The organism is Massilia sp. GCM10023247 (assembly GCF_042653325.1).
Lineage (GTDB): Bacteria > Pseudomonadota > Gammaproteobacteria > Burkholderiales > Burkholderiaceae_D > Telluria.
In genome coordinates this window covers 33,633-52,934 of sequence record NZ_JBHSIB010000002.1, presented here as the reverse complement: position 1 = coordinate 52,934, position 19,302 = coordinate 33,633, and the positions used below count along the sequence as shown (strand labels likewise).

General features: G+C 64.5%; 16 protein-coding genes. 4 read left to right on the top strand and 12 right to left on the bottom strand.

Annotated elements, in window-relative coordinates; translation table 11 throughout:
- Nucleotides 1-163: 163 nt before the first annotated feature.
- From aspS to ubiE, 8 genes are all read right to left on the bottom strand, one after another.
- Entirely contained in the window at nucleotides 164-1,966 is a 1,803-nt protein-coding gene (aspS, locus tag ACFPAH_RS00235) for an aspartate--tRNA ligase (protein WP_379738848.1), read from the bottom strand.
- Nucleotides 1,967-2,074: 108 nt separating this feature from the next.
- On the bottom strand, nucleotides 2,075-2,722 hold the full coding sequence (locus ACFPAH_RS00230) for a DUF502 domain-containing protein (RefSeq protein ID WP_379738845.1): 648 nt from the start codon (nucleotides 2,720-2,722) through the stop codon (nucleotides 2,075-2,077).
- 54 nt (nucleotides 2,723-2,776) lie between these two features.
- A complete protein-coding gene (locus tag ACFPAH_RS00225; protein WP_379738842.1) occupies nucleotides 2,777-3,082 on the bottom strand; it encodes an FmdB family zinc ribbon protein in 306 nt (101 codons plus the stop codon).
- Nucleotides 3,083-3,463: 381 nt separating this feature from the next.
- Nucleotides 3,464-4,057 carry a methyltransferase gene (locus tag ACFPAH_RS00220; RefSeq protein WP_379738839.1) on the bottom strand — a complete coding sequence of 198 codons (594 nt, stop codon included), beginning with the start codon at nucleotides 4,055-4,057 and terminating at the stop codon, nucleotides 3,464-3,466.
- Between the two features lie 2 nt (nucleotides 4,058-4,059).
- Nucleotides 4,060-5,631, bottom strand: coding sequence for a ubiquinone biosynthesis regulatory protein kinase UbiB (ubiB, locus tag ACFPAH_RS00215; RefSeq protein ID WP_379738836.1), 1,572 nt, complete (start codon nucleotides 5,629-5,631; stop codon nucleotides 4,060-4,062).
- Nucleotides 5,631-6,347 carry a ubiquinone biosynthesis accessory factor UbiJ gene (locus ACFPAH_RS00210; protein WP_379738833.1) on the bottom strand — a complete coding sequence of 239 codons (717 nt, stop codon included), beginning with the start codon at nucleotides 6,345-6,347 and terminating at the stop codon, nucleotides 5,631-5,633. Before ACFPAH_RS00210 ends, ubiB begins: the two co-directional genes overlap by 1 nt.
- Nucleotides 6,348-6,478: 131 nt before the next feature.
- Complete coding sequence (locus ACFPAH_RS00205; RefSeq protein WP_379738830.1) at nucleotides 6,479-7,459, bottom strand: Tim44 domain-containing protein; 981 nt, start codon at nucleotides 7,457-7,459, stop codon at nucleotides 6,479-6,481.
- 10 nt (nucleotides 7,460-7,469) lie between these two features.
- Entirely contained in the window at nucleotides 7,470-8,204 is a 735-nt protein-coding gene (gene ubiE / locus ACFPAH_RS00200; RefSeq protein WP_379738827.1) for a bifunctional demethylmenaquinone methyltransferase/2-methoxy-6-polyprenyl-1,4-benzoquinol methylase UbiE, read from the bottom strand.
- Nucleotides 8,205-8,768: 564 nt separating this feature from the next.
- Here ubiE and ACFPAH_RS00195 point away from each other — a divergent pair.
- The 3 genes from ACFPAH_RS00195 to ACFPAH_RS00185 all read left to right on the top strand — a co-directional run bounded on the left by ACFPAH_RS00195 (nucleotide 8,769) and on the right by ACFPAH_RS00185 (nucleotide 11,754).
- Nucleotides 8,769-10,571: a response regulator gene (locus ACFPAH_RS00195; protein WP_379738824.1), complete on the top strand. Its 1,803-nt coding sequence runs from the start codon at nucleotides 8,769-8,771 to the stop codon at nucleotides 10,569-10,571.
- 229 nt (nucleotides 10,572-10,800) lie between these two features.
- Nucleotides 10,801-11,004: a cold-shock protein gene (locus tag ACFPAH_RS00190; RefSeq protein ID WP_379738821.1), complete on the top strand. Its 204-nt coding sequence runs from the start codon at nucleotides 10,801-10,803 to the stop codon at nucleotides 11,002-11,004.
- Between the two features lie 261 nt (nucleotides 11,005-11,265).
- Nucleotides 11,266-11,754: a nuclear transport factor 2 family protein gene (locus ACFPAH_RS00185; RefSeq protein WP_379738817.1), complete on the top strand. Its 489-nt coding sequence runs from the start codon at nucleotides 11,266-11,268 to the stop codon at nucleotides 11,752-11,754.
- A 17-nt stretch (nucleotides 11,755-11,771) separates the two neighbouring features.
- Here ACFPAH_RS00185 and ACFPAH_RS00180 read toward each other — a convergent pair whose 3' ends face one another.
- From ACFPAH_RS00180 to ACFPAH_RS00165, 4 genes are all read right to left on the bottom strand, one after another.
- Complete coding sequence (locus ACFPAH_RS00180; protein ID WP_379738814.1) at nucleotides 11,772-12,194, bottom strand: gamma-butyrobetaine hydroxylase-like domain-containing protein; 423 nt, start codon at nucleotides 12,192-12,194, stop codon at nucleotides 11,772-11,774.
- An 11-nt stretch (nucleotides 12,195-12,205) separates the two neighbouring features.
- Nucleotides 12,206-12,634 (bottom strand): HIT family protein, encoded by a 429-nt coding sequence (locus ACFPAH_RS00175; protein ID WP_379738811.1) that lies wholly within the window; start codon nucleotides 12,632-12,634, stop codon nucleotides 12,206-12,208.
- Nucleotides 12,631-16,638 (bottom strand): DUF3683 domain-containing protein, encoded by a 4,008-nt coding sequence (locus ACFPAH_RS00170; protein ID WP_379738807.1) that lies wholly within the window; start codon nucleotides 16,636-16,638, stop codon nucleotides 12,631-12,633. The genes ACFPAH_RS00175 and ACFPAH_RS00170 overlap by 4 nt, the downstream gene beginning before the upstream one ends.
- 209 nt (nucleotides 16,639-16,847) lie before the next feature.
- Complete coding sequence (locus tag ACFPAH_RS00165; RefSeq protein WP_379738804.1) at nucleotides 16,848-17,351, bottom strand: YqaA family protein; 504 nt, start codon at nucleotides 17,349-17,351, stop codon at nucleotides 16,848-16,850.
- 214 nt (nucleotides 17,352-17,565) lie between these two features.
- Here ACFPAH_RS00165 and ilvA point away from each other — a divergent pair, with 214 nt between their 5' ends.
- The gene (gene ilvA / locus ACFPAH_RS00160; RefSeq protein WP_379739204.1) at nucleotides 17,566-19,098 is read left to right on the top strand and encodes a threonine ammonia-lyase, biosynthetic; all 1,533 of its coding nucleotides are present in this window, start codon (nucleotides 17,566-17,568) and stop codon (nucleotides 19,096-19,098) included.
- Nucleotides 19,099-19,302: the final 204 nt, after the last annotated feature.

Below are 19,302 nucleotides of genomic sequence, written 5' to 3'. Positions count from 1 at the left end.
GGCGCGCTCCAACCCCTATTTTAACCAGCCGTAGAGCAACGGGACCTCGAGAAACCGTAGCGAGCGGAAGGAGTGTTGGCCGAGAAGCGCAGCTGTACGTGGGTACAGCGAGCATCGCAGGCCGACAATCCGACGCGCAGTAGGTTTATCGAGGTTCCCTCGGTTAACCGACCTTCGGCTCGTTGCGCAGGCGGATGTGCAGCTCTTTCAACTGCTTCTCGTCGACTTCCGACGGGGCGTTGGTCAAGAGGTCTTGCGCGCGCTGGGTCTTCGGGAAGGCGATCACGTCGCGGATCGATTCCGAGCCGGTCATCAGGGTGACCAGGCGGTCCAGGCCGAAGGCCAGGCCACCGTGCGGCGGCGCGCCGTACTGCAGGGCGTCGAGCAGGAAGCCGAACTTCAGCTGCGCTTCTTCGGCGTCGATCTTCAGGGCGCGGAACACCTTGCTCTGGACTTCTTCGCGGTGGATACGGATCGAGCCGCCGCCCATTTCCCAGCCGTTCAGGACCATGTCGTAGGCCTTGGCGATGCAGGCACCCGGATTGGTTTCCAGCATGTCTTCGTGGCCGTCCTTCGGCGCGGTGAACGGGTGGTGGGTCGCGGTCCAGCGGTTCGATTCTTCGTCGTGCTCGAACATCGGGAAGTCGATCACCCACAGCGGCGCCCAGGTGTCCTCGAACAGGCCGGCCTTCTTGGCGAAGTCCGAGTGGCCGATCTTCACGCGCAGCGCGCCCATGGCGTCGTTGACGACTTTCGCCTTGTCGGCGCCGAAGAAGATCAGGTCGCCGTCTTCGGCCTTGGTGAGTTCCAGGATCTGTGCCAGCACCTCGTCGGAGATGTTCTTGACGATCGGCGACTGCAGGCCCTCACGGCCCTTCGCCTTTTCGTTGACCTTGATGTAGGCCAGGCCCTTGGCGCCGTAGATGGCAACGAACTGGGTGTACGCGTCGATTTCCGAACGCGGCATCGAACCGCCTTGCGGCACGCGCAGGCCGACCACGCGGCCGCCGGTCATGTTGGCGGCGCTGTTGAAGACCTTGAACTCGACCGACTTCATCAGCTCGGTCATTTCGGTGAACTCGAGCTTGACGCGCATGTCCGGCTTGTCGGAGCCGTACTTGCCCATGGCGGTCGCGAAATCCATGACCGGGAACGGGTTCGGCAGGTCGATGCCGGCGGCGTTTTTAAAGACGACGCGCATCATGTCCTCGAACAGGTCGCGGATTTCCTGTTCGGTCAGGAACGAGGTTTCGCAGTCGATCTGCGTGAATTCCGGCTGGCGGTCGGCGCGCAGGTCTTCGTCGCGGAAGCACTTGGTGATCTGGTAGTAACGGTCGAAGTTGGCGACCATCAAGAGCTGCTTGAACAGCTGCGGCGATTGCGGCAGCGCGAAGAAGGTACCAGGGTTGACGCGCGACGGCACCAGGTAGTCGCGTGCTCCTTCCGGGGTCGACTTGGTCAGCATCGGGGTCTCGATGTCGATGAAGCCCAGGTTGTCGAGGTACTTGCGCACTTCCATCGACACTTTATAGCGCAGGCGCAGGTTGTGCTGCATCTGCTGGCGGCGCAGGTCGAGCACGCGGTGCGTCAGGCGGGTCGTTTCCGACAGGTTGTCGTCGTCCAGCTGGAACGGCACCGGCACCGAGGCGTTCAGCACTTCGAGCTGCGTCGTGTTGATCTCGATCTTGCCCGACTTCAGGTTGGCGTTGGCCGTGCCTTCCAGGCGGTTGACGACGGTGCCGGTGACGCGCAGGCAGTACTCGTTGCGCACGTGTTCGGCGGCCTTGAAGACGTCGGCGTTGTCCGGATGGCAGACCACCTGCACCAGGCCTTCACGGTCGCGCAGGTCGATGAAGATGACGCCACCGTGGTCGCGGCGGCGATGTACCCAGCCGCACAGGCTGACGGTTTGGCCCAGCAGTTCTTCGGTGACGAGGCCGCAGTAGTTGGTACGCATGGAGGACATATTTTTCTCTATTCCAGGTTGGTGTATCGGTTGCACCGCCAGCGGCGGCCCAGATGCTTGCTATTTTTTAGTTGTAGGGTGGAGTCCCGACTCCACGCATAGCCGGCCTTAATGCGTAACGGCGTCGCGCTTCACGGAGGCATTCTCAGGGACGGCCGGAACGGTGGCGTCGTTTGGCGCCACCACGCCCATCGAGACGATGTATTTCAGCGCCGCGTCGACCGTCATGTCCAGCTCGACGACCTTGCTGCGTTCCATCATCAGGAAAAAGCCGGAGGTCGGGTTCGGAGTCGTCGGCACGTAGACGCTGACGTATTCTCCGACCAGGTGGTTCTTCACGTCGCCGCCGGGCACACCGGTCAGGAAGGCGATCGTATACGACTCGGCGTGCGGATAAGGAATCAGCACGGCCTGGCGGAAGGCGTTGCCGGACGACGAAAACAGGGTGTCGGAGACCTGCTTGACGCTGCCGTAGAGCGAGCTGACCACCGGGATGCGCTTGAGCAGGCGTTCGCCCAGGCGCACGACATAGTTGCCGACCAGGTTGTTCGTCAGCAGGCCCGTCAGGAAGACGATGGCGATCGTCAGGATCGCGCCGATGCCGGGCACGTCCATGCCGATCACGTTACGCGGCTGCCAGCGCTCGGGCACGAACAGCAGCGACTGGTCGAGCGTACCGATGACCAGGTTCAGGACCCAGGCCGTGATTGCCAGCGGGACCAGGATCAGGAGGCCGGTGAGGAAATATTTGCGCATCGAATTCTCGTTATTCTTATTGCTGCGGCTAGGTGCCCGCAGGGCGTGCTCCCATCAGGAGGCGCTCTTGTCGGCCGCAGGCGCGGCGGCCGCTGCGGTACTGGTACCGGCGTCCGACGCGGCGGCAGCGGGTGCGCCGGACGTGGCGGCCGGCGCCGTGCCCGTCGCCGGCGCTTTGCCGCCGCGGAAATCGGTGACATACCAGCCGCTACCCTTGAGCTGGAAGCCGGCGGCAGTCACCTGTTTCTTGAAGGCGCTCTTGCCACAGCTCGGGCAGTCGGTCAGGACCGGGTCGGAAATTTTTTGCAGTACATCTTTGGAAAATCCGCATTCTTCGCAGCGGTAGGCGTAAATCGGCATTTGATACTCCGCAAAAATCTTCAAAACCCTGAATTATAAAGCTTTTAGGGAGGGCGTTGCCGATTCCGGGGAAAGGCCGGCGAGCGCATGCATGGCGGGCAGCCGTCCCGTGGCACGCGGGGCAAGACAGGGGCCGGGGCGGACACGCTGAGTGTTGTTTTTCGTCAGCATCCTGCAAGGTTCAGTTTGCCGTTAGTCAACTATATGCTTAAATAGCAGCCCTGAACAGACGCTTCCGACGGGCTTGGCCCTGCCGGGCGGACGATCAAGAAACAGAAGTTGGCGCGATCTTCGCATCGCCGCATGGCCGTACAAGAACGCTGTATTTACATAGCCCGCGCATGCGGGCATTTTTTTTGCCCAACCGCGGCGTGCCGGCCGCTAGCGGCGGCGCCAGACCATCCAGCGCTCCCTGCCCTCGAACACCGGCAGCGAATCGGTAACGGACGCCTCTTCCACCAGTGCGAAATGGGGCGCGAGCAACTCCTGCAGCCTTGCCCTGGCGATACCGAAGGGCGGACCTTTCGGCGACTCCCCAAAATAAAAGAAGCCTGCGAGCAAGCCGCCCGGCGGCAGCAAGGCGGCCCAGCGCGCCGCCACTTGCGGCCCCATGCTGGGCGGCATCGCGCAGAGAAAAGCGCGCTCGTAGATCAGGTCGAGCGGGCGCTGCGGCTCCCACGCAAAAAAGTCGGCCTCGACCACGTGCGCGGCCCAGCGGCCGACCACCTGGCGTGCACGGCTGACAGCGCTCGGGGAGAAATCGATGGCGGTCGCGTCCCAGCCGGCTTCCAGCAAGTGCGCCAGTTCATACGCATTGCCGCAGCCGGGAATCAGGGCCGTGCGCGCCGGCGCGCGCGCCACGAAGTCGCGCAGGGCCGCGGGCACGCCGCCGCGGTCCCAGGGCGTGAAGCCGGCGTCGAAGCGTTCGTCCCAGAAGCCGGGCGCAAGCGGGTCGCGGCTGCTGAACTCGGGCATGGCTAGAAGGGAGCGCCGTAGCGTGTCAGCAAGGCGGCGACAATGATGCCCGAGGCGACGCCACCGGCCAGCCAGGCCACGAAACCGATCAGCCGGTTGGTGCGGCGCTGCTCGACCACCAGCATGCTGAGCAGCTCATGGGTGGCCAGGTGCGGGTGCGCTTGCTGTTCGAGGGCGCGGTGCACCAGGCGCGGCAGTTGCGGGAAGATATGGGCGTAGCGCGGCGCCTCGTCCTTGAGTTTCTCGACCAGGCCGCGCCAGCCGACCTGCTCGCCCATCCAGCGCTCCAGGTAGGGTTTCGCCGTCTTCCACAGGTCGAGGTCGGGGTCGAGCTGGCGCCCCAGGCCTTCGATGTTCAATAAGGTCTTTTGCAGCAGCACGAGTTGCGGCTGGACCTCGACATTGAAGCGGCGCGAGGTCTGGAACAGGCGCAATAAAATCTGGCCGAAGGAGATGTCCTTCAACGGACGGTCGAAGATCGGTTCGCAGCAGGCGCGCACGGCCGACTCCAGCTCGTCGACGCGGGTATTGCGCGGCGCCCAGCCCGACTCGATATGGGCCTCGGCCACGCGCTTGTAGTCGCGCCGGAAGAAGGCGAGGAAATTCTGCGACAGGTAATCCTTGTCGAAGTCGTTCAGGGTGCCGACGATGCCGAAGTCGAGCGCGATGTAGCGCCCGAAGGTCTCGGGTTCGACCGACACCAGGATGTTACCGGGGTGCATGTCCGCGTGGAAGAAGCCGTCGCGGAAGACCTGGGTGAAAAAGATCTCGACGCCGTCGCTGGAGAGCTTTTTCAGGTCGACGCCTTCGGCCGCCAGGCGGTCGAGCTGGGACACCGGGATGCCGTTCATGCGTTCCATGACGATCACACTGCTGGAGCAATAGTCCCAGTACATTTCGGGCACCAGCAGCAAGTCCGAATCGGCGAAATTGCGGCGCAGCTGGGCGGCGTTGGCCGCCTCGCGCATCAGGTCGAGCTCGTCGTGCAGGTATTTGTCGAACTCGGCGACGACTTCGCGCGGCTTCAGGCGCCGGCTCTCGGCCCACAGCCGTTCGATCAGGCCGGTCGCCATGAACATCAGTGCGATGTCTTCGTCGATGGTTTTCTTCATGCCCGGACGCAGCACCTTGACCGCCACCTGCTTGCCGTTCTTCAGCGTGGCGAAGTGGACCTGGGCGATCGAGGCCGAGGCCACCGGCACCGGATCGAAGCTGGCAAACAGCTGGTCCGGGTGGGCGCCGAGCGATGCGGTAATCTGGGCAATCGCCAGCGCCGAATCGAAAGGCGGCACCCGGTCTTGCAACAGCGACAGTTCATCGGCGATATCTTGCGGCATCAGGTCGCGCCGGGTCGACAGCACCTGGCCGAACTTGATGAAGATCGGGCCCAGCTCTTCCAGGGCGAGGCGCAGGCGGATCGCGCGCGGGGTGGTGATGCGCCGACGCCAGAAAAACATGCCGCTGACCAGGCGCGCCGTGCGCGGCGCATCGAAGCCGGACATGGCGATTTCATCGAGGCCGTACTTGGTTGCGACCGTGAAGATTTTAAGCAGGCGCAGGAATTTCAATATCATCAGCTGTCCAGGGTGGAGTCCCCGCTCGGGCGGGTTGTCGGAATGAGGGCGACCGGCTCGGGCGGCGCGGGAAGTTGCGGCGGCAGCTTGCTCGCTGCCTGTTGGGCCAGCAGGCTTTCCAGGCGCGCGACCCGCTTGGTGGCGCGCTCGACGTCGTCGCGCAGGCGCACCACATCGGCGCCGAACTCCTCGACCTGGCTCGGGCGCGCCAGCACCGGGCGCTCCTCGACCAGGAATTCGGCCAGGTTCTCGGCCAGGCGGCGGCCGCTGCTGCGCAGGTTGGACACCGCACTGCGGGCGCCGCCGGCAATGCGATTGGCCGCGATGCTGCCGAACAGGCGCTCGAGGTCGTGCTCGGGCTCCCAGCGCAGGCCGCGGCTGAGGCTGGAGATCGTGTTCGCGAACTCGGCATCGCCTTCGATGCGCACATAGGAAAACGCGCGGTCGCGGTTCTGCGCGATCAGCGGCAGGTCGGCCAGCTTGACGTGGATGGTGACGTTCGGCACTTGCGCGGCCTCCCCTGCTTCGAGCAAGCCGTCGGCTGCCACGCGCAGGCGCAATTGGAGGTGCCCGGTGTCGATGCAGGCGAGTTTGCCGGCATGGCGGCGCAGCGACGCGCGCGCCCAGTCCTCCCCGGCCAGCAGGTGGTTGATCGTGGCGACGGCGGAGGCCGTCAGGGCAGCTTGCGGTGCGAGCAGTGAGACGTTGGGGAGCATGGCAGTGGTTCGCTAAAAAACAAAACCGCCCGTTGTGACGCGGGCGGCCTTGATCTTACCAGTTTGCCCGGCACAAACCCGGGCGCACAGGAAACTTTGCAAAAAATTATTGCACCAGCGTATTACAAACCTTATTGGGTGAGCTGCTGGATACCGGCCAGCACCCAGCCGGTATTGCCCGCCATTGGCTTTTCCATGTTCCACACTTCGGCGAACGGCTCGGCCGGTGCATTCGGTGCGGTACGGATCATGCCGTTGAACTGGACGCTGGCCAGGTAGTCGCTGGCGGTCGTTTCGATCCCCAGCAGCTGGGCGTCGATCGACACGACGTCGGTGAAGTCGGCATTCGCGCCGCGCTCGGCGATCTGCATTTTCAGCTCGGCAAACACCTCGGGCGTCGTGAACTCGCGCAGGTCGGCGACGTCGCCCTTGTCCCAGGCCGCCTGCATCCGGATGAAGGAAGACTTGGCATGGCGCAGGAAGGCGTCGGTATCGAAGTCGCCCGGCACGCCCCATGGCGTGTGCTGGGCAGCGGCTGCGTCGGCACCCGGCTTGTTCAGCGACACGCCGGAAACGTTGCCCTGGAAAGCGCTCGGCTGGTGGCCCAGGCCGGAACCGATGGCAGGGGTGCCGCCGCCGGCGCCGGCCGCAGCGGGCTGGCCGAAGCCGCCCTTGAACTGGGCATTGGCCGGCGTGTCCTTGCGGCGGAACATGCGCACGATGAACATCACGGCCAGCGCCAGCAGCGCGATCATCAAGACGGCCGAGAGGAAGGACGCCATGGCGCCGCCGATGCCGAGGTGCGAGAACAGCGCGCCCAGGCCGAGGCCGAGCAGCGCGCCGCCGAGCAGGCCTTTCCACATGCTCGGACGCTGGGTGGCAGCGGCGCGCGCACCGGCAGCGCCGGCGGCGGCACCGGCGACCGGAGCGGCTGGCGCCGGGGCGGCCTGCTGGCGATTCATGGGCGCGGCCGGGGCTGGTGCCGGCATCTGGCGGACCGCCTGCGACTGGCGGCCGAACGAACGCTTGCCGCCCATCGGGCGCGCAACGGCTTCGGCCACCATCGCGGTGGTGGTGAGCGCCAGCATGGCAATGACCAGGAATTTTTTCATTGGTGTCCCCTTAAAGTTTGATACCAGTATGCAAAGCTGCTACGCCTGCCGTCAGGTTGAAGTACTGCACGCGCTCCAGGCCCGCCTCCTGCATCATGCCCTTGAGCGTTTCCTGGTCCGGATGCATGCGGATCGACTCGGCCAGGTAACGGTAACTCTCGGCATCGTTGGCGATGCGCTGGCCCAGCCATGGCAGCACCGAGAACGAGTACACGTCGTAGGGCTTCTGCAACGGCGCCGCCACTTTCGAGAATTCCAGCACCAGCAGCTTGCCGCCGGGTTTCAGTACGCGGCGCATTTCCGCCAGCGCCTGGTCCTTGTGCGTCATGTTGCGCAAGCCAAAAGCCACGCTGACCCGGTCGAAATAATTGTCCGGGAACGGCAGTTTTTCGGCGTCACACAGCAAGGTTGGGGTCACTAGTCCTTTATTCAATAGACGGTCGCGCCCCACGCGCAGCATCGATTCGTTAATGTCGGTCAGCCACACCTCCCCGCTCGGCCCCGCCTGCTTCGCGAAAGCCTTCGACAAATCGCCGGTACCGCCGGCGATGTCGAGTACCTTGAAGCCCGGACGCACGCCCGCCTGGGCGATGGTGAAGGTCTTCCAGATGCGGTGCAGGCCGCCGGACATCAGGTCGTTCATGACATCGTATTTCGCCGCCACGGAATGGAAAACCTTGGCGACTTCGTGGACCTTCTCGTCCTCGGAAACGGTCTTGTAGCCGAAATGGGTGGTATTGGTCATAAATAGGGGCCTGTTTGATCTTGTCGCATTATACAAGCGGCAGCGGGCGACCACCGTAGTCCGGGGACGGCAAGCCCATGCGTGCGGCAATTCCCTGTTGACTCTTGTATAATTCTTTTCTCTCCTGAATTTCCTACTGGCAATCTCCATTCCGATGCGAACCAGGACCCGTTTCCTCCTGCTTGTCCTGTCCGTACTGATTCCCTCGTTTATCGCGTCGGCGCTGGCCGTGGCCTACGTTTACCGCGACGCCCAACGGGCGCAGGACCGCAGCATGGCGGAAACCGCGCGTGCCATGGCGCTGCTGGTCGATAACGAGCTCGAGAAAAGGGAAGAAGTGCTGCGCGCCCTGGCGGTCTCGCCGGCACTGGCCGAAGGCCGCCTGCAAGACTTTTACGCCCACGCCAGGAATGTCGTGCCACCGCCGGGCTCGGCCGTTATCCTGTTCGACCTGGAGTCGCGCCAGCTGCTCAATACGCGCCGCCCTTTCGGCAGCGAGCTGCCGACCAGGAATGCCTCGAACATCGCCGCCTTGCAGGCGCGCTATGGCGCGGATCGCGCGCTGTGTCGGACTTGTTTACCGGGCAGGTCGCCAAGCGGAAGGATTTCGCGATCCAGGTACCCGTCATCGTCAACAATTCCTTGCGTTATCACCTGTCGATGGCGCTCAGCGTCAGCTCCCTGCAAAGCCTGTTATTGCGCCAACACCTGCCCCCGACCTGGCTCGCGAGCGTCGTCGACCGCAACGGCATCATCGTGGCGCGGACGCGCGCGCCCGAACGCTACGTCGGCAAGCCGATGCGCGCTTCGTCGTTCGCCAAGGTCGCGCATGTCAAGGAAACGATGTACCAGGCCCCGACCATCGACGGCATCAATTCGCGCGTGTTCGCCAGCACCGTGCCGGGCGTCGACTGGAAAGTGTTGCTGAGTACGCCGACGAGCGAGCTGCGCCAGGGGCCGTTGCGCGCGGCTGCCCTCCTCGGCGGCTTGATGGCCTTGCTGCTCCTGGTCGGACTGGTGGCCGCGCGCCGTTTCGCCAACCGCGCGATCGCTTCGATCGAGACGCTCGGCGACAGCGCGCGTGCACTTGGCGAAGGCGTGGACGTGCCTTACCGGCCGCTTGGATGGGCCGAACTCGACAAGGTGGCACAGGGCCTGGCCGAGGCCAGCACCCGCATCCGCCATGCGCAGAGCGACATGGAGGCGCGCGTTGCCACCGCGATCGCCGCCACCGAACGGGCGCAGACGGCCCTGCTGAAAAACCAGAAGCTCGAAGCGCTCGGGCGCCTGACCGGCGGCATTGCCCACGAATACAACAACCTGCTGCAAACCCTGACCACGGCGCTGCAGCTGGCCGCCTTCAGCACGCGCGAGGAAAAGGTCAAGAGCCTGATCCAGACCTGCCAGCGCACGGTGACGCGGGCCACGGCGCTGACCGGCCAGCTCGGTTCCTTCGGCCGCCAGCAGGAAGCCCGCGTGACGACGGTCGACATCTGCGAACAGATCCACAGCGCGGTCCAGCTCATGAAAGGGTCGCTGCGCAACGATGTCGTGGTCGAGGTGCATTGCGAGAAAGACGTGTGGCCTGTCGCGCTCGAGCCGCTGCAATTCGACGTGGCCCTGCTCAACCTGGCCCTGAACGGGCGCGACGCCATGGCCGCCGGCGGCACGCTGCGCCTGCAGGCCCGCAACGTCGAGCACGACGGCCTCGACGGCACCCTGGCGCGCGGCGACTATGTCCTGGTGAGCATGACCGACACCGGCAGCGGCATGACGCCCGAGGTCATGGCGCGCGCGCTCGACCCCTTCTACACGACCAAGCCGCCCGGCCAGGGAACCGGCCTCGGCCTGCCGCAAGCCTATGCGTTCGCGGCCCAGGCCGGTGGCACCCTGGTGCTCGACAGCATTCCCGGCATCGGCACCCGGGTCGACCTCTACCTGGCACGCGCCTGCGACCAGGCCGCACCGGGCGCGCCGGCCACGATCGAGCCGGCGCAGCCCATCAGGGCGAGCGGCACCGTGCTGTTCGTGGAGGACGACGCGCTGGTGCGCGAAGCGGTGGTCCGGGCGCTCGGCGACAGCGGCTTCGAGGTCCTGGTGGCCGAGAACGGCGAAGCCGCCCTGCGCCTGCTCGAGCGCGCGGCGCGCCGTCCCGACGTGGTGTTCTCCGACGTCGTCATGCCCGGCCAGGTCAGCGGCATCGACCTGGCGGCCATCCTCAAGCAGCGCTACCCGGGACTGCCGGTCGTGCTGGCAACCGGCTACACCGAACAGCAAGTGGCCGTGCCGGGCGTCCGGATCGTCGCCAAACCCTACCGGATCGAGGAAGTGGTCACTGTATTGTCGAGCGCCAGCGCAGCCAATTAAGTCCTGTTTGCGGGGCTTTTCGATTCCCTTCGGCAACGCTTTGTGCGCGACCTGGGCCGCGGCGTCGTGAACTTCCAACTCGACAGCAAAAAGACAACGTATTGTGCTTCATTGTTGTTAAGTTATGCCTATAATCAAATTGCTTTGTTGAGCCCGGCGCTGGCGTCACGTTTCAACACCGTAAGCCCAAGCAAGGCATACAACAAATAAACTTTAGGGGAGTAACAACATGACGAGCGGTACTGTTAAATGGTTCAACGATGCGAAGGGTTTTGGCTTCATTACCCCGGACGGCGGTGGTGAAGACGTATTCGCGCACTTTTCGGCTATCAATTCCACCGGCTTCAAGTCGCTGGCCGAAAACCAGCGCGTGAGCTTCGAGATCACGACCGGCCCGAAGGGCAAGCAGGCTGCCAACATCCAGCCGCAGTGATGGTGTCATCGCGCGGCCCGTCATGAGCGGCGCCCTGCGGTTAGCCAAGCAAAAAGCGCCCTGTCGGGCGCTTTTTTATTTCGGCAAGCTTGGCAACACGCTGCTCGTCGGCGCTTCGAGAATCCCCGTACGCTGCATCCGGATCGACGCCGGGCAGCGACAGCCGGCAGGCGCATTGTTTCCGCTTTCAATGCCAAGATGACGCCAGCCTCTGCGGCAAGGCGCTGCTATGATGGTGCACCACTTACGGAAAGGGCCGCAATGAAGCTGCTGGCGTATAGCGTACTCTTCCTGCTCGCCCAGCTGTTCGCGGGCGCCAGCGCCACCGCCGAGGCGCAGAAGATACCGGGCGCCGTGGCCGACAGCGCCGTCGAGGCACAATTGCTGGCACTCGAGCGACGCCGCGCCGATGCGATCCTGCAGCGCGACATCCCCGCCCTGCAAGAGTTGATGGATCGTTACTACCGTCACGTGGAAAGCCGGGGCCGCGTGCGCAGCAAGACCGAACTGTTGCAGGCACTGGGACGCGGCGACATCCGGTTCCAGACCTATGCGAACGAATCGACCGAGATCCAGGTGCTCGACGGCGGCGCCGCCGCCGTTGCCGCCGGGGTGTTCCACAGCCAGGATGCGGTCCCCGGCGCCAAATTATTTCGGGGACGCTATGTACGGGTCTGGGTGCGCCAGCCGGACGGCTGGAAAAACACGTTTCACCAGACGACCGAGATCAGGCCCGCAGCACGCCGCTAGAGCGCGCGGCGACTTGTTTAGTGGCTGTGCCCGCCGCAACCGCCGGTACGCACCGGCGCGCCCGGCAGCACCGTGCCCGGTGCGCGCCCGCTGTCGCCTTCGAAGCCTGCCGCGTGCAGGCGCGCCATGTAGTCGGCCCACAGGGCATCGTGCTCCTTGCCCAGCTTGTACAGGTAGTCCCAGGTATAGATGCCGCTATCGTGGCCGTCGGTGAACAGCGGTTTGACGGCGTAGTTGCCGACCGGCTCGACGCCGCGGATGCCGACTTCGCGCTTGCCTACTTGCAGCACTTCCTGGCCGGCGCCATGGCCCTTCACTTCGGCCGAGGGCGAATACACACGCATCAGCTCGAACGGAATCGAAAACGCGCTGCCGTCATCGAAAGCGATGTCGAGCAGGCGGGATTTCTGGTGGACGGTCAGTTCGGTCGGATTTGGCATGAGGTGCCTCTTTACAGTGTTTGCAGGCGTTGCGCGATGGTATCGCGCAGGTGCGGCAGCTGCTCGCGGCGCGCCGCCAATACGGATTCGTCGGTCTGGCGCACGGCCGCGGCCCACACCGGGGCCGGGAACTGGGCGTCGTCCTCGTAACGCGGAATGACATGCCAGTGCAGGTGCGGCACCACGTTGCCCAGGCTGGCCACATTGACCTTGGTCGGCGCCATCGTCTCGCGTATCGCCTGTTCGACGTGGAAGACGACTTCGTTCAGGTACAGGCGGTCTTCCCGGGCCAGGTCGCTCATCTCGCGCACATGGTCGCGCCAGATCACGCGGCAAAAGCCGGGATAGTTGGCGTCGTCGACGATGATGACCGACAGTTTATTGTCTGCATACACCGTCGGCAGAGCCAGCGCACACAGTTCGCAATCTTCCACGTTCACACCAGTACCCTTTCGATGCCGCCATTGTTGGCGCGTGCCACATAGTCCGGCAGCCAGTTTTCGCCCAGCAGGTGCTTGGCGATCTCGACCACGATGTAGTCGGCCGAGGTGCCGGCGTCGCCATTGTAGCGCGACAGGCCTTGCAGGCAGGACGGGCAGCTGGTCAGCACTTTGACTTCGCCATCGAAGCCGTCGGCGCGCAGCTTGGCGGCGCCCTTCTCGACTTCGCTTTCCTTGCGGTAGCGCACCTGGGTCGCGATGTCGGGACGGGTCACGGCGAAGGTGCCCGATTCGCCGCAGCAGCGATCGTTCTTCTCGATTTTCACATTATCGAAAGTCTGGACCAGCGCGTTCACGGTTTTGATCGAATCCTGCATCTTCATCGGCGTATGGCAGGGGTCGTGGTACATGTAGCGCGTACCCGAGACGCCTTCCAGTTTCACGCCCTTTTCCAGCAGGTATTCGTGGATGTCCATGATGCGGCAGCCCGGGAAGATCTTCTCGAACTCGTAGGTCGCGAGCTGGTCGTAGCAGGTGCCGCAGGACACCAGGACCGTCTTGATGTCGAGGTAGTTCAGGGTATTCGCCATGCGGTGGAACAGCACGCGGTTGTCCGTCATCATCTTGTCGGCCTTGTCGTACTGGCCGGCACCGCGCTGCGGATAGCCGCAGCACAGGTAGCCCGGCGGCAGCACGGTTTGCACGCCGACTTCCCACAGCATGGCCTGGGTCGCCAGGCCCACTTGCGAAAACAGGCGCTCGGAACCGCAGCCGGGGAAATAGAACACCGCTTCGCTGTCGGCATTGGTCGCCTTCGGGTTGCGGATGATCGGGATGACCTTGTCGTCCTCGATGTCGAGCAGCGCGCGCGCCGTCTTCTTCGGCAGGTTGCCCGGCATTTTCTTGTTAATGAAATGGATGACCTGCTCGCGCACGGGCGGCTTGCCGGTGGTCGGCGGCGGCGCCGCGGTCTGGTCCTTCGCGAAATTCTTCAGCAGGCGGTTGCCGAGGCGCTGGGCTTTGAAGCCGACGCCGACCATGGCCGCACGGGTGGCGTTGATCGTGGTCGGGTCGGTCGCGTTCAGGAAGAACATCGCCGCGCGATTGACCGGCTTGAAACTGCGCTTGTCCATCTTGCGCAGCAGATTTCTCATGTTCATCGAGACGTCGCCGAAGTCGATGTTCACCGGGCAAGGCGTCACGCACTTGTGGCAGACCGTGCAGTGGTCCGACACGTCCTCGAACTCTTCCCAGTGGCGGATCGACACGCCGCGCCGGGTCTGCTCTTCGTAGAGGAAGGCTTCGATCAGGGCGGACGTGGCGAGGATCTTGTCGCGCGGCGAGTACAGCAGATTCGACTGCGGCACGTGGGTGGTGCACACCGGTTTGCACTTGCCGCAGCGCAGGCAGTCCTTGATCGAATTGGCGATTTCCCCGATGTCGCTCTGCTGCATGATCAGCGATTCGTGGCCCATCAGGCCGAACGACGGCGTATAGGCGTTGCGCAGGTCGGCGTGGGCTTCCTGCAGATTGAGCAGCTTGCCCTTGTTGAAACGCCCTTCCGGGTCGACCCGGAGTTTGTAGTCGCGGAATTCCTGGATCTCTTCGTCCTTCAGGAATTCGAGCTTGGTGATGCCGATGCCGTGCTCGCCGGAGATCACGCCGTCGAGCGAACGGGCGAGCTTCATGATGCGCTCGACCGCCTGGTGGGCGTCCTGCAGCATGGCGTAGTCATCGGAGTTGACGGGTAAATTCGTGTGGACGTTGCCGTCGCCGGCGTGCATGTGCAGGGCCACGAACACGCGCGAGCGCAGCACCCGCTTGTGGATCGCCGTGCACTCCTCGAGGATGCATTTGTAGGCGGCGCCGTTGAAGATCTGGCGCAGCGGCGCGCGCAGTTCCTGCTTCCACGACACGCGCAGCGTATGGTCCTGGACCACGTCGAAAAGAAGCGCGTCGGGGTCGTTGCCGATGCGGTTGTCGATCAGGCCCAGCAGGTGGCCGAAGCCGAGCGCATCGAGCTGGTGGTGGGCGTCGGCCAGCTTCTGGTCGAGGTTCGCCAGCACATAGGTCCAGCGCGCGCGCACCGCCTCTACCAGCGCTAGCGCCTGCTCCGGGCGGTCGCCCATGATCTCGTCGCGCGCGACCCCGTCGCCGGTGGCGTCGTCGCTCTTTTCCAGCGGCAGGTGGCCGCTCGACAGGTAGGCCTGCAGTTCGCCCACCAATTGCAGCTTGTTGCGGATCGACAGCTCGATGTTGATGCGCTCGATGCCATCGGTGTACTCGTCCATCCGGTTCAGCGGAATGACGACGTCTTCGTTGATTTTAAAGGCGTTGGTGTGACGGGCGATGGCCGCCGTGCGGGCACGGTCGAGCCAGAATTTTTTACGCGCTTCGGGGCTGACCGCGACAAAGCCTTCGCCCACACGGGTATTGGCGATGCGCACCACTTCCGAGGCGGCGAGCGCCACCGCATTTTCGTCGTCGCCGACGATGTCGCCGAACAGCGCCATCTTCGGCAAGGTGCCGCGCTTGGACTTGGTGGCATAGCCGACCGCGCGCAGGTAGCGCTCGTCGAGGTGCTCCAGGCCGGCCAGGCGCAGGGTTGCGAACTCGGGCTTGCCGTTCTTGGGCAGCCCATCCAGGTAATCCTTGATTTCGACGATCGACGGGATCGCATCGCGCGCCTGGCCGAAGAATTCCAGCGCCACGGTGCGGGTGAACTTCGGCATCTTGTGCAGGATCCAGCGCGCCGAGGTGATCAGGCCGTCGGTGCCCTCTTTCTGGATGCCCGGCAGGCCGGAGAGGAATTTGTCGGTGACGTCTTTCCCCAGGCCTTCCTTGCGGAACTTGCGGCCGGGGATGGTCAGCGTTTCGGTGCGGAACGGTTGTCCCTTCGGCGCGCCCCTGGTCGACGGGTGCGTCCATTCCAGCTTGAACACGGCGGTCGGCGCGTCGTGGATTTTGGAGAGGTTGTGCTCGAGGCGCGTGATCTCCAGCCAGTCGCCGTTCGGGTCGACCATGCGCCAGGAAGCGAGGTTATCCAGCGCCGTGCCCCACAGCACGGCTTTCTTGCCGCCCGCGTTCATGGCGATATTCCCGCCGATGCAGGAAGCGTGGGCCGAGGTCGGGTCGACCGCGAACACGAAGCCGGCCTTTTCGGCCGCCTGCGAGACCTGCTGGGTGACCACGCCGGCGCCCGTGTGGATGGTCGCGTAGTCGCGGTCCACGCCCGGCAGGCGCGTCATCTCGACTTCGCCCAGGCCGATGAGTTTTTCCGTGTTGATCACGGCCGACATGCTGGTCAGCGGGATCGCGCCGCCCGTGTAGCCGGTGCCGCCGCCGCGCGGGATGATCGTCAGGCCCAGCTCGATGCAGCCCTTCACCAGGCCGGCCATCTCTTCTTCGCTGTCGGGCACCAGCACCAGGAAGGGGTATTCGACGCGCCAGTCGGTGGCGTCGGTGACGTGCGAGACGCGGTGCATGCCGTCGAAGCGGATGTTGCGTTTGTCGGTGTAGGCACCGAGCACGGAACGCGCGCGCTTGCGCAGGTCGTACATCTCGCGGAACTCGCGCCCGAAATCGTCGACGGCGCGGCGTGCAGCAGCGAGCAACTGTTCGACGGCGTTGCTGCGCGACGCGGACAGGGCGGCATCGCCCTCGTGCGCATCGACCGTCAGGCGGCGCTTGTCGACTTCGGCCAGCCGGTGGTGCAAGGCATCGATCAGCTTCTGGCGCCGCTTCGGGTTGTCCAGCAGGTCGTCCTGCAAATACGGATTGCGCCGCACCACCCAGATGTCGCCCAGCACCTCGTACAGCATGCGCGCCGAACGCCCGGTCTGGCGTGCGCCGCGCAGCTCGTCGAGCAGCTGCCACGAGGATTCGCCGAGCAGGCGAATGACGATTTCGCGGTCGGAGAACGAGGTGTAGTTGTAGGGAATTTCGCGCAGCCGCGCCGGCGCGTTGTCGGCCAGGAGGGTATGGATGTGTGCTGGGGCGTTCATGATAGATCAAACAATGGTCTGGCCCGAAGGACAATCATTCTAGCTTATTGCGCCGCACAATGCTGGGCTCAGGCTTTTTCGCCATCGGTGGCCACGCAACAAAATGTGCATGGATGGGCTCCCGTGCAAATAAGATTTGCACGGTTTGACTTGCGGGAAGGGAAAATCAATGCAGGACACCCGCAGCCCAAATCTCAACCAGTGATGCGTCAGCCGGTGATGCCGGTAATCATGTCGCCCACGCTGCGCCAGAAGCCGTCCGGCACGTACAGCAGCACCAGGGTCATGGTGAGATAGCGCCCGAACTTGCCGATCGCCATGTACATCACGCTCGACCAGAACGGCAGGTGCAGCCAGCCGGCGAGCGTGCACAGCGGGTCGCCGATGCCGGGCAGCCAGGACAACAGCATGGTCTTCGAGCCATATTTCGCCAGCCAGCCGAACCAGCGGCTCTGGCGCTCCTTGGCGAACGCGATCTTCGCGCGGTAGCCGAGGAAGTAGTCCAGCGCGCCGCCCAGCGTGTTGCCGATGGTGGCGACGATGATCGCGGGCCAGAACATCGCCTCGTTGGCCTTGACGACCGCGAATACGGCCGGCTCGGAACCGAGCGGCACCAGCGTGGCCGAGACGAAGCTGATGACGAAGACCGATGTGAGCCCGACTGTGGGTGCGGCGAGGACCTTGAGCAGCCAGAGGACAGCGGTTTCGATCATCGGTCCAAATGTAAAGTGAGAAGGCGTTTATTATAATGAGGAAAATCCACCGCCCCGACACGATACGACGAGCTGCAACCCGGCTCGACGCAATCGCACTGCAAGCCCCGGTCACCCATCGGGAAATCCAGTCTCGCGTCACAGGAACCAGGACACCGGCCGCCCACCCACACGAGCGCGCTTGCCCGCTTTTGACCACGCATCCGACCCGACCATGACCACCGACTACCTCAAGAAAATCCTGACCGCCCGCGTCTACGATGTCGCGCAGGAAACCCCGCTCGAACTCGCCCCCACCCTCTCCCAGCGCTTCGGCAACCGCATCCTGTTCAAGCGCGAGGACATGCAGAGCGTGTTCAGCTTCAAGCTGCGCGGCGCCTACAACAAGATGGCGCATTTATCGAACGAAGCCCTCCAGCGCGGCGTCATTTGCGCCTCGGCCGGCAACCACGCCCAGGGCGTGGCGCTGTCCGCCGCCCGCCTCGGCTGCCGCGCCCTGATCGTGATGCCGACCACCACCCCGCAGGTCAAGATCGACGCCGTCAAGGCGCGCGGCGGCGCCGCGGTCGAGGTGGTACTGCACGGCGACTCGTACACGGACGCCTACAACCACGCGATCACGCTGGAACGCGAACAGAGACTGACCTTCGTCCACCCCTTCGACGATCCCGACGTGATCGCCGGCCAGGGCACGATCGCCATGGAAATCCTGCGCCAGCATGCGGCACCGATCCACGCGATTTTTGTCGCCATCGGCGGCGGCGGCCTGATCTCGGGCATCGGCGCCTATGTCAAGGCGGTGCGGCCGGACATCCGCGTCATCGGCGTGCAGACCGTCGATTCGGATGCGATGGCCAGGAGCCTGAAGGCCGGCGAACGCGTCACCCTGCCCGACGTCGGCCTGTTCTCGGACGGCACCGCGGTGCGCCTGGTCGGCGAAGAAACCTTCCGCCTGGCCAAGGAGGTGGTCGACGAAATCATCCTGGTCGACACCGATGCGCTGTGCGCGGCGATCCAGGACGTGTTCCAGGACACGCGCAGCATCCTGGAACCGGCCGGCGCGCTGGCCGTGGCCGGCGCCAAGGCCTATGTCGAGCGTTCGCAGATGAGCCGCCAGCCGATCCGCAACGAAACCCTGGTGGCGATCGCCTGCGGCGCCAACATGAATTTCGATCGCCTGCGCTTCGTTGCCGAGCGCGCCGAACTGGGCGAGGCGCGCGAAGCCGTGTTCGCCGTCACCATCCCCGAGCAGCGCGGGAGCTTTCGCCGCTTCTGTTCGCTGATCGGTCCGCGCAACGTCACCGAATTCAACTACCGCATCAGCGACGCGCACCAGGCCCACATCTTCGTCGGCGTCCAGGTCGGCAGCCGCGGGGAGTCGGGCCTGCTCGCGCACACCTTCGAGCAGCACGATTTCCCGACCCTCGACCTGACCCACGACGAGCTGGCCAAGCTGCACGTGCGCCACCTGGTCGGCGGCAAGAGTTCGCTCGCGCAGGACGAGCTGCTGTACCGCTTCGAGTTCCCCGAGCGCCCCGGCGCCCTGATGCGCTTCCTCGACAGCATGGCGCCGAACTGGAACATCTCGCTCTTCCATTACCGCAACCAGGGCGGCGACGTCGGGCGCATCCTGGTCGGCCTGCAGGTACCCAGCGGGGAGATGGACGAATTCCGCCAGTTCCTGGCGACGCTCGGTTACCGGTATTGGGACGAGAGCAGCAATCCGGTCTATAAACTGTTCTTGTAATTGGTTTGTCGCGTCCCACTGCGTTTTGCAGCAGAGCGTAGGGTGGACGGCTCCACCCTGGCATTGACGCATCCAGTGTCCCGTGTGCCGTCCACGCGTTCAACCGGCTCAAGAAATTGCGCGTCGCTGCAGCCGTTCGTTGTACGCGTGGGCGGCGCCGGCGGCGCGTAGTGATCGGATGTCAGGGTGGAGCCGGCCACCCTA

Coding starts and splice junctions, on each gene's coding strand:
- aspS (WP_379738848.1), bottom strand. CDS start 1,966: ATGTCCTCCATGCGTACCAACTACTGCGGCCTCGTCACCGAAGAACTG.
- ACFPAH_RS00230 (WP_379738845.1), bottom strand. CDS start 2,722: ATGCGCAAATATTTCCTCACCGGCCTCCTGATCCTGGTCCCGCTGGCA.
- ACFPAH_RS00225 (WP_379738842.1), bottom strand. CDS start 3,082: ATGCCGATTTACGCCTACCGCTGCGAAGAATGCGGATTTTCCAAAGAT.
- ACFPAH_RS00220 (WP_379738839.1), bottom strand. CDS start 4,057: ATGCCCGAGTTCAGCAGCCGCGACCCGCTTGCGCCCGGCTTCTGGGAC.
- ubiB (WP_379738836.1), bottom strand. CDS start 5,631: ATGATATTGAAATTCCTGCGCCTGCTTAAAATCTTCACGGTCGCAACC.
- ACFPAH_RS00210 (WP_379738833.1), bottom strand. CDS start 6,347: ATGCTCCCCAACGTCTCACTGCTCGCACCGCAAGCTGCCCTGACGGCC.
- ACFPAH_RS00205 (WP_379738830.1), bottom strand. CDS start 7,459: ATGAAAAAATTCCTGGTCATTGCCATGCTGGCGCTCACCACCACCGCG.
- ubiE (WP_379738827.1), bottom strand. CDS start 8,204: ATGACCAATACCACCCATTTCGGCTACAAGACCGTTTCCGAGGACGAG.
- ACFPAH_RS00190 (WP_379738821.1), top strand. CDS start 10,801: ATGACGAGCGGTACTGTTAAATGGTTCAACGATGCGAAGGGTTTTGGC.
- ACFPAH_RS00185 (WP_379738817.1), top strand. CDS start 11,266: ATGAAGCTGCTGGCGTATAGCGTACTCTTCCTGCTCGCCCAGCTGTTC.
- ACFPAH_RS00180 (WP_379738814.1), bottom strand. CDS start 12,194: ATGCCAAATCCGACCGAACTGACCGTCCACCAGAAATCCCGCCTGCTC.
- ACFPAH_RS00170 (WP_379738807.1), bottom strand. CDS start 16,638: ATGAACGCCCCAGCACACATCCATACCCTCCTGGCCGACAACGCGCCG.
- ACFPAH_RS00165 (WP_379738804.1), bottom strand. CDS start 17,351: ATGATCGAAACCGCTGTCCTCTGGCTGCTCAAGGTCCTCGCCGCACCC.
- ilvA (WP_379739204.1), top strand. CDS start 17,566: ATGACCACCGACTACCTCAAGAAAATCCTGACCGCCCGCGTCTACGAT.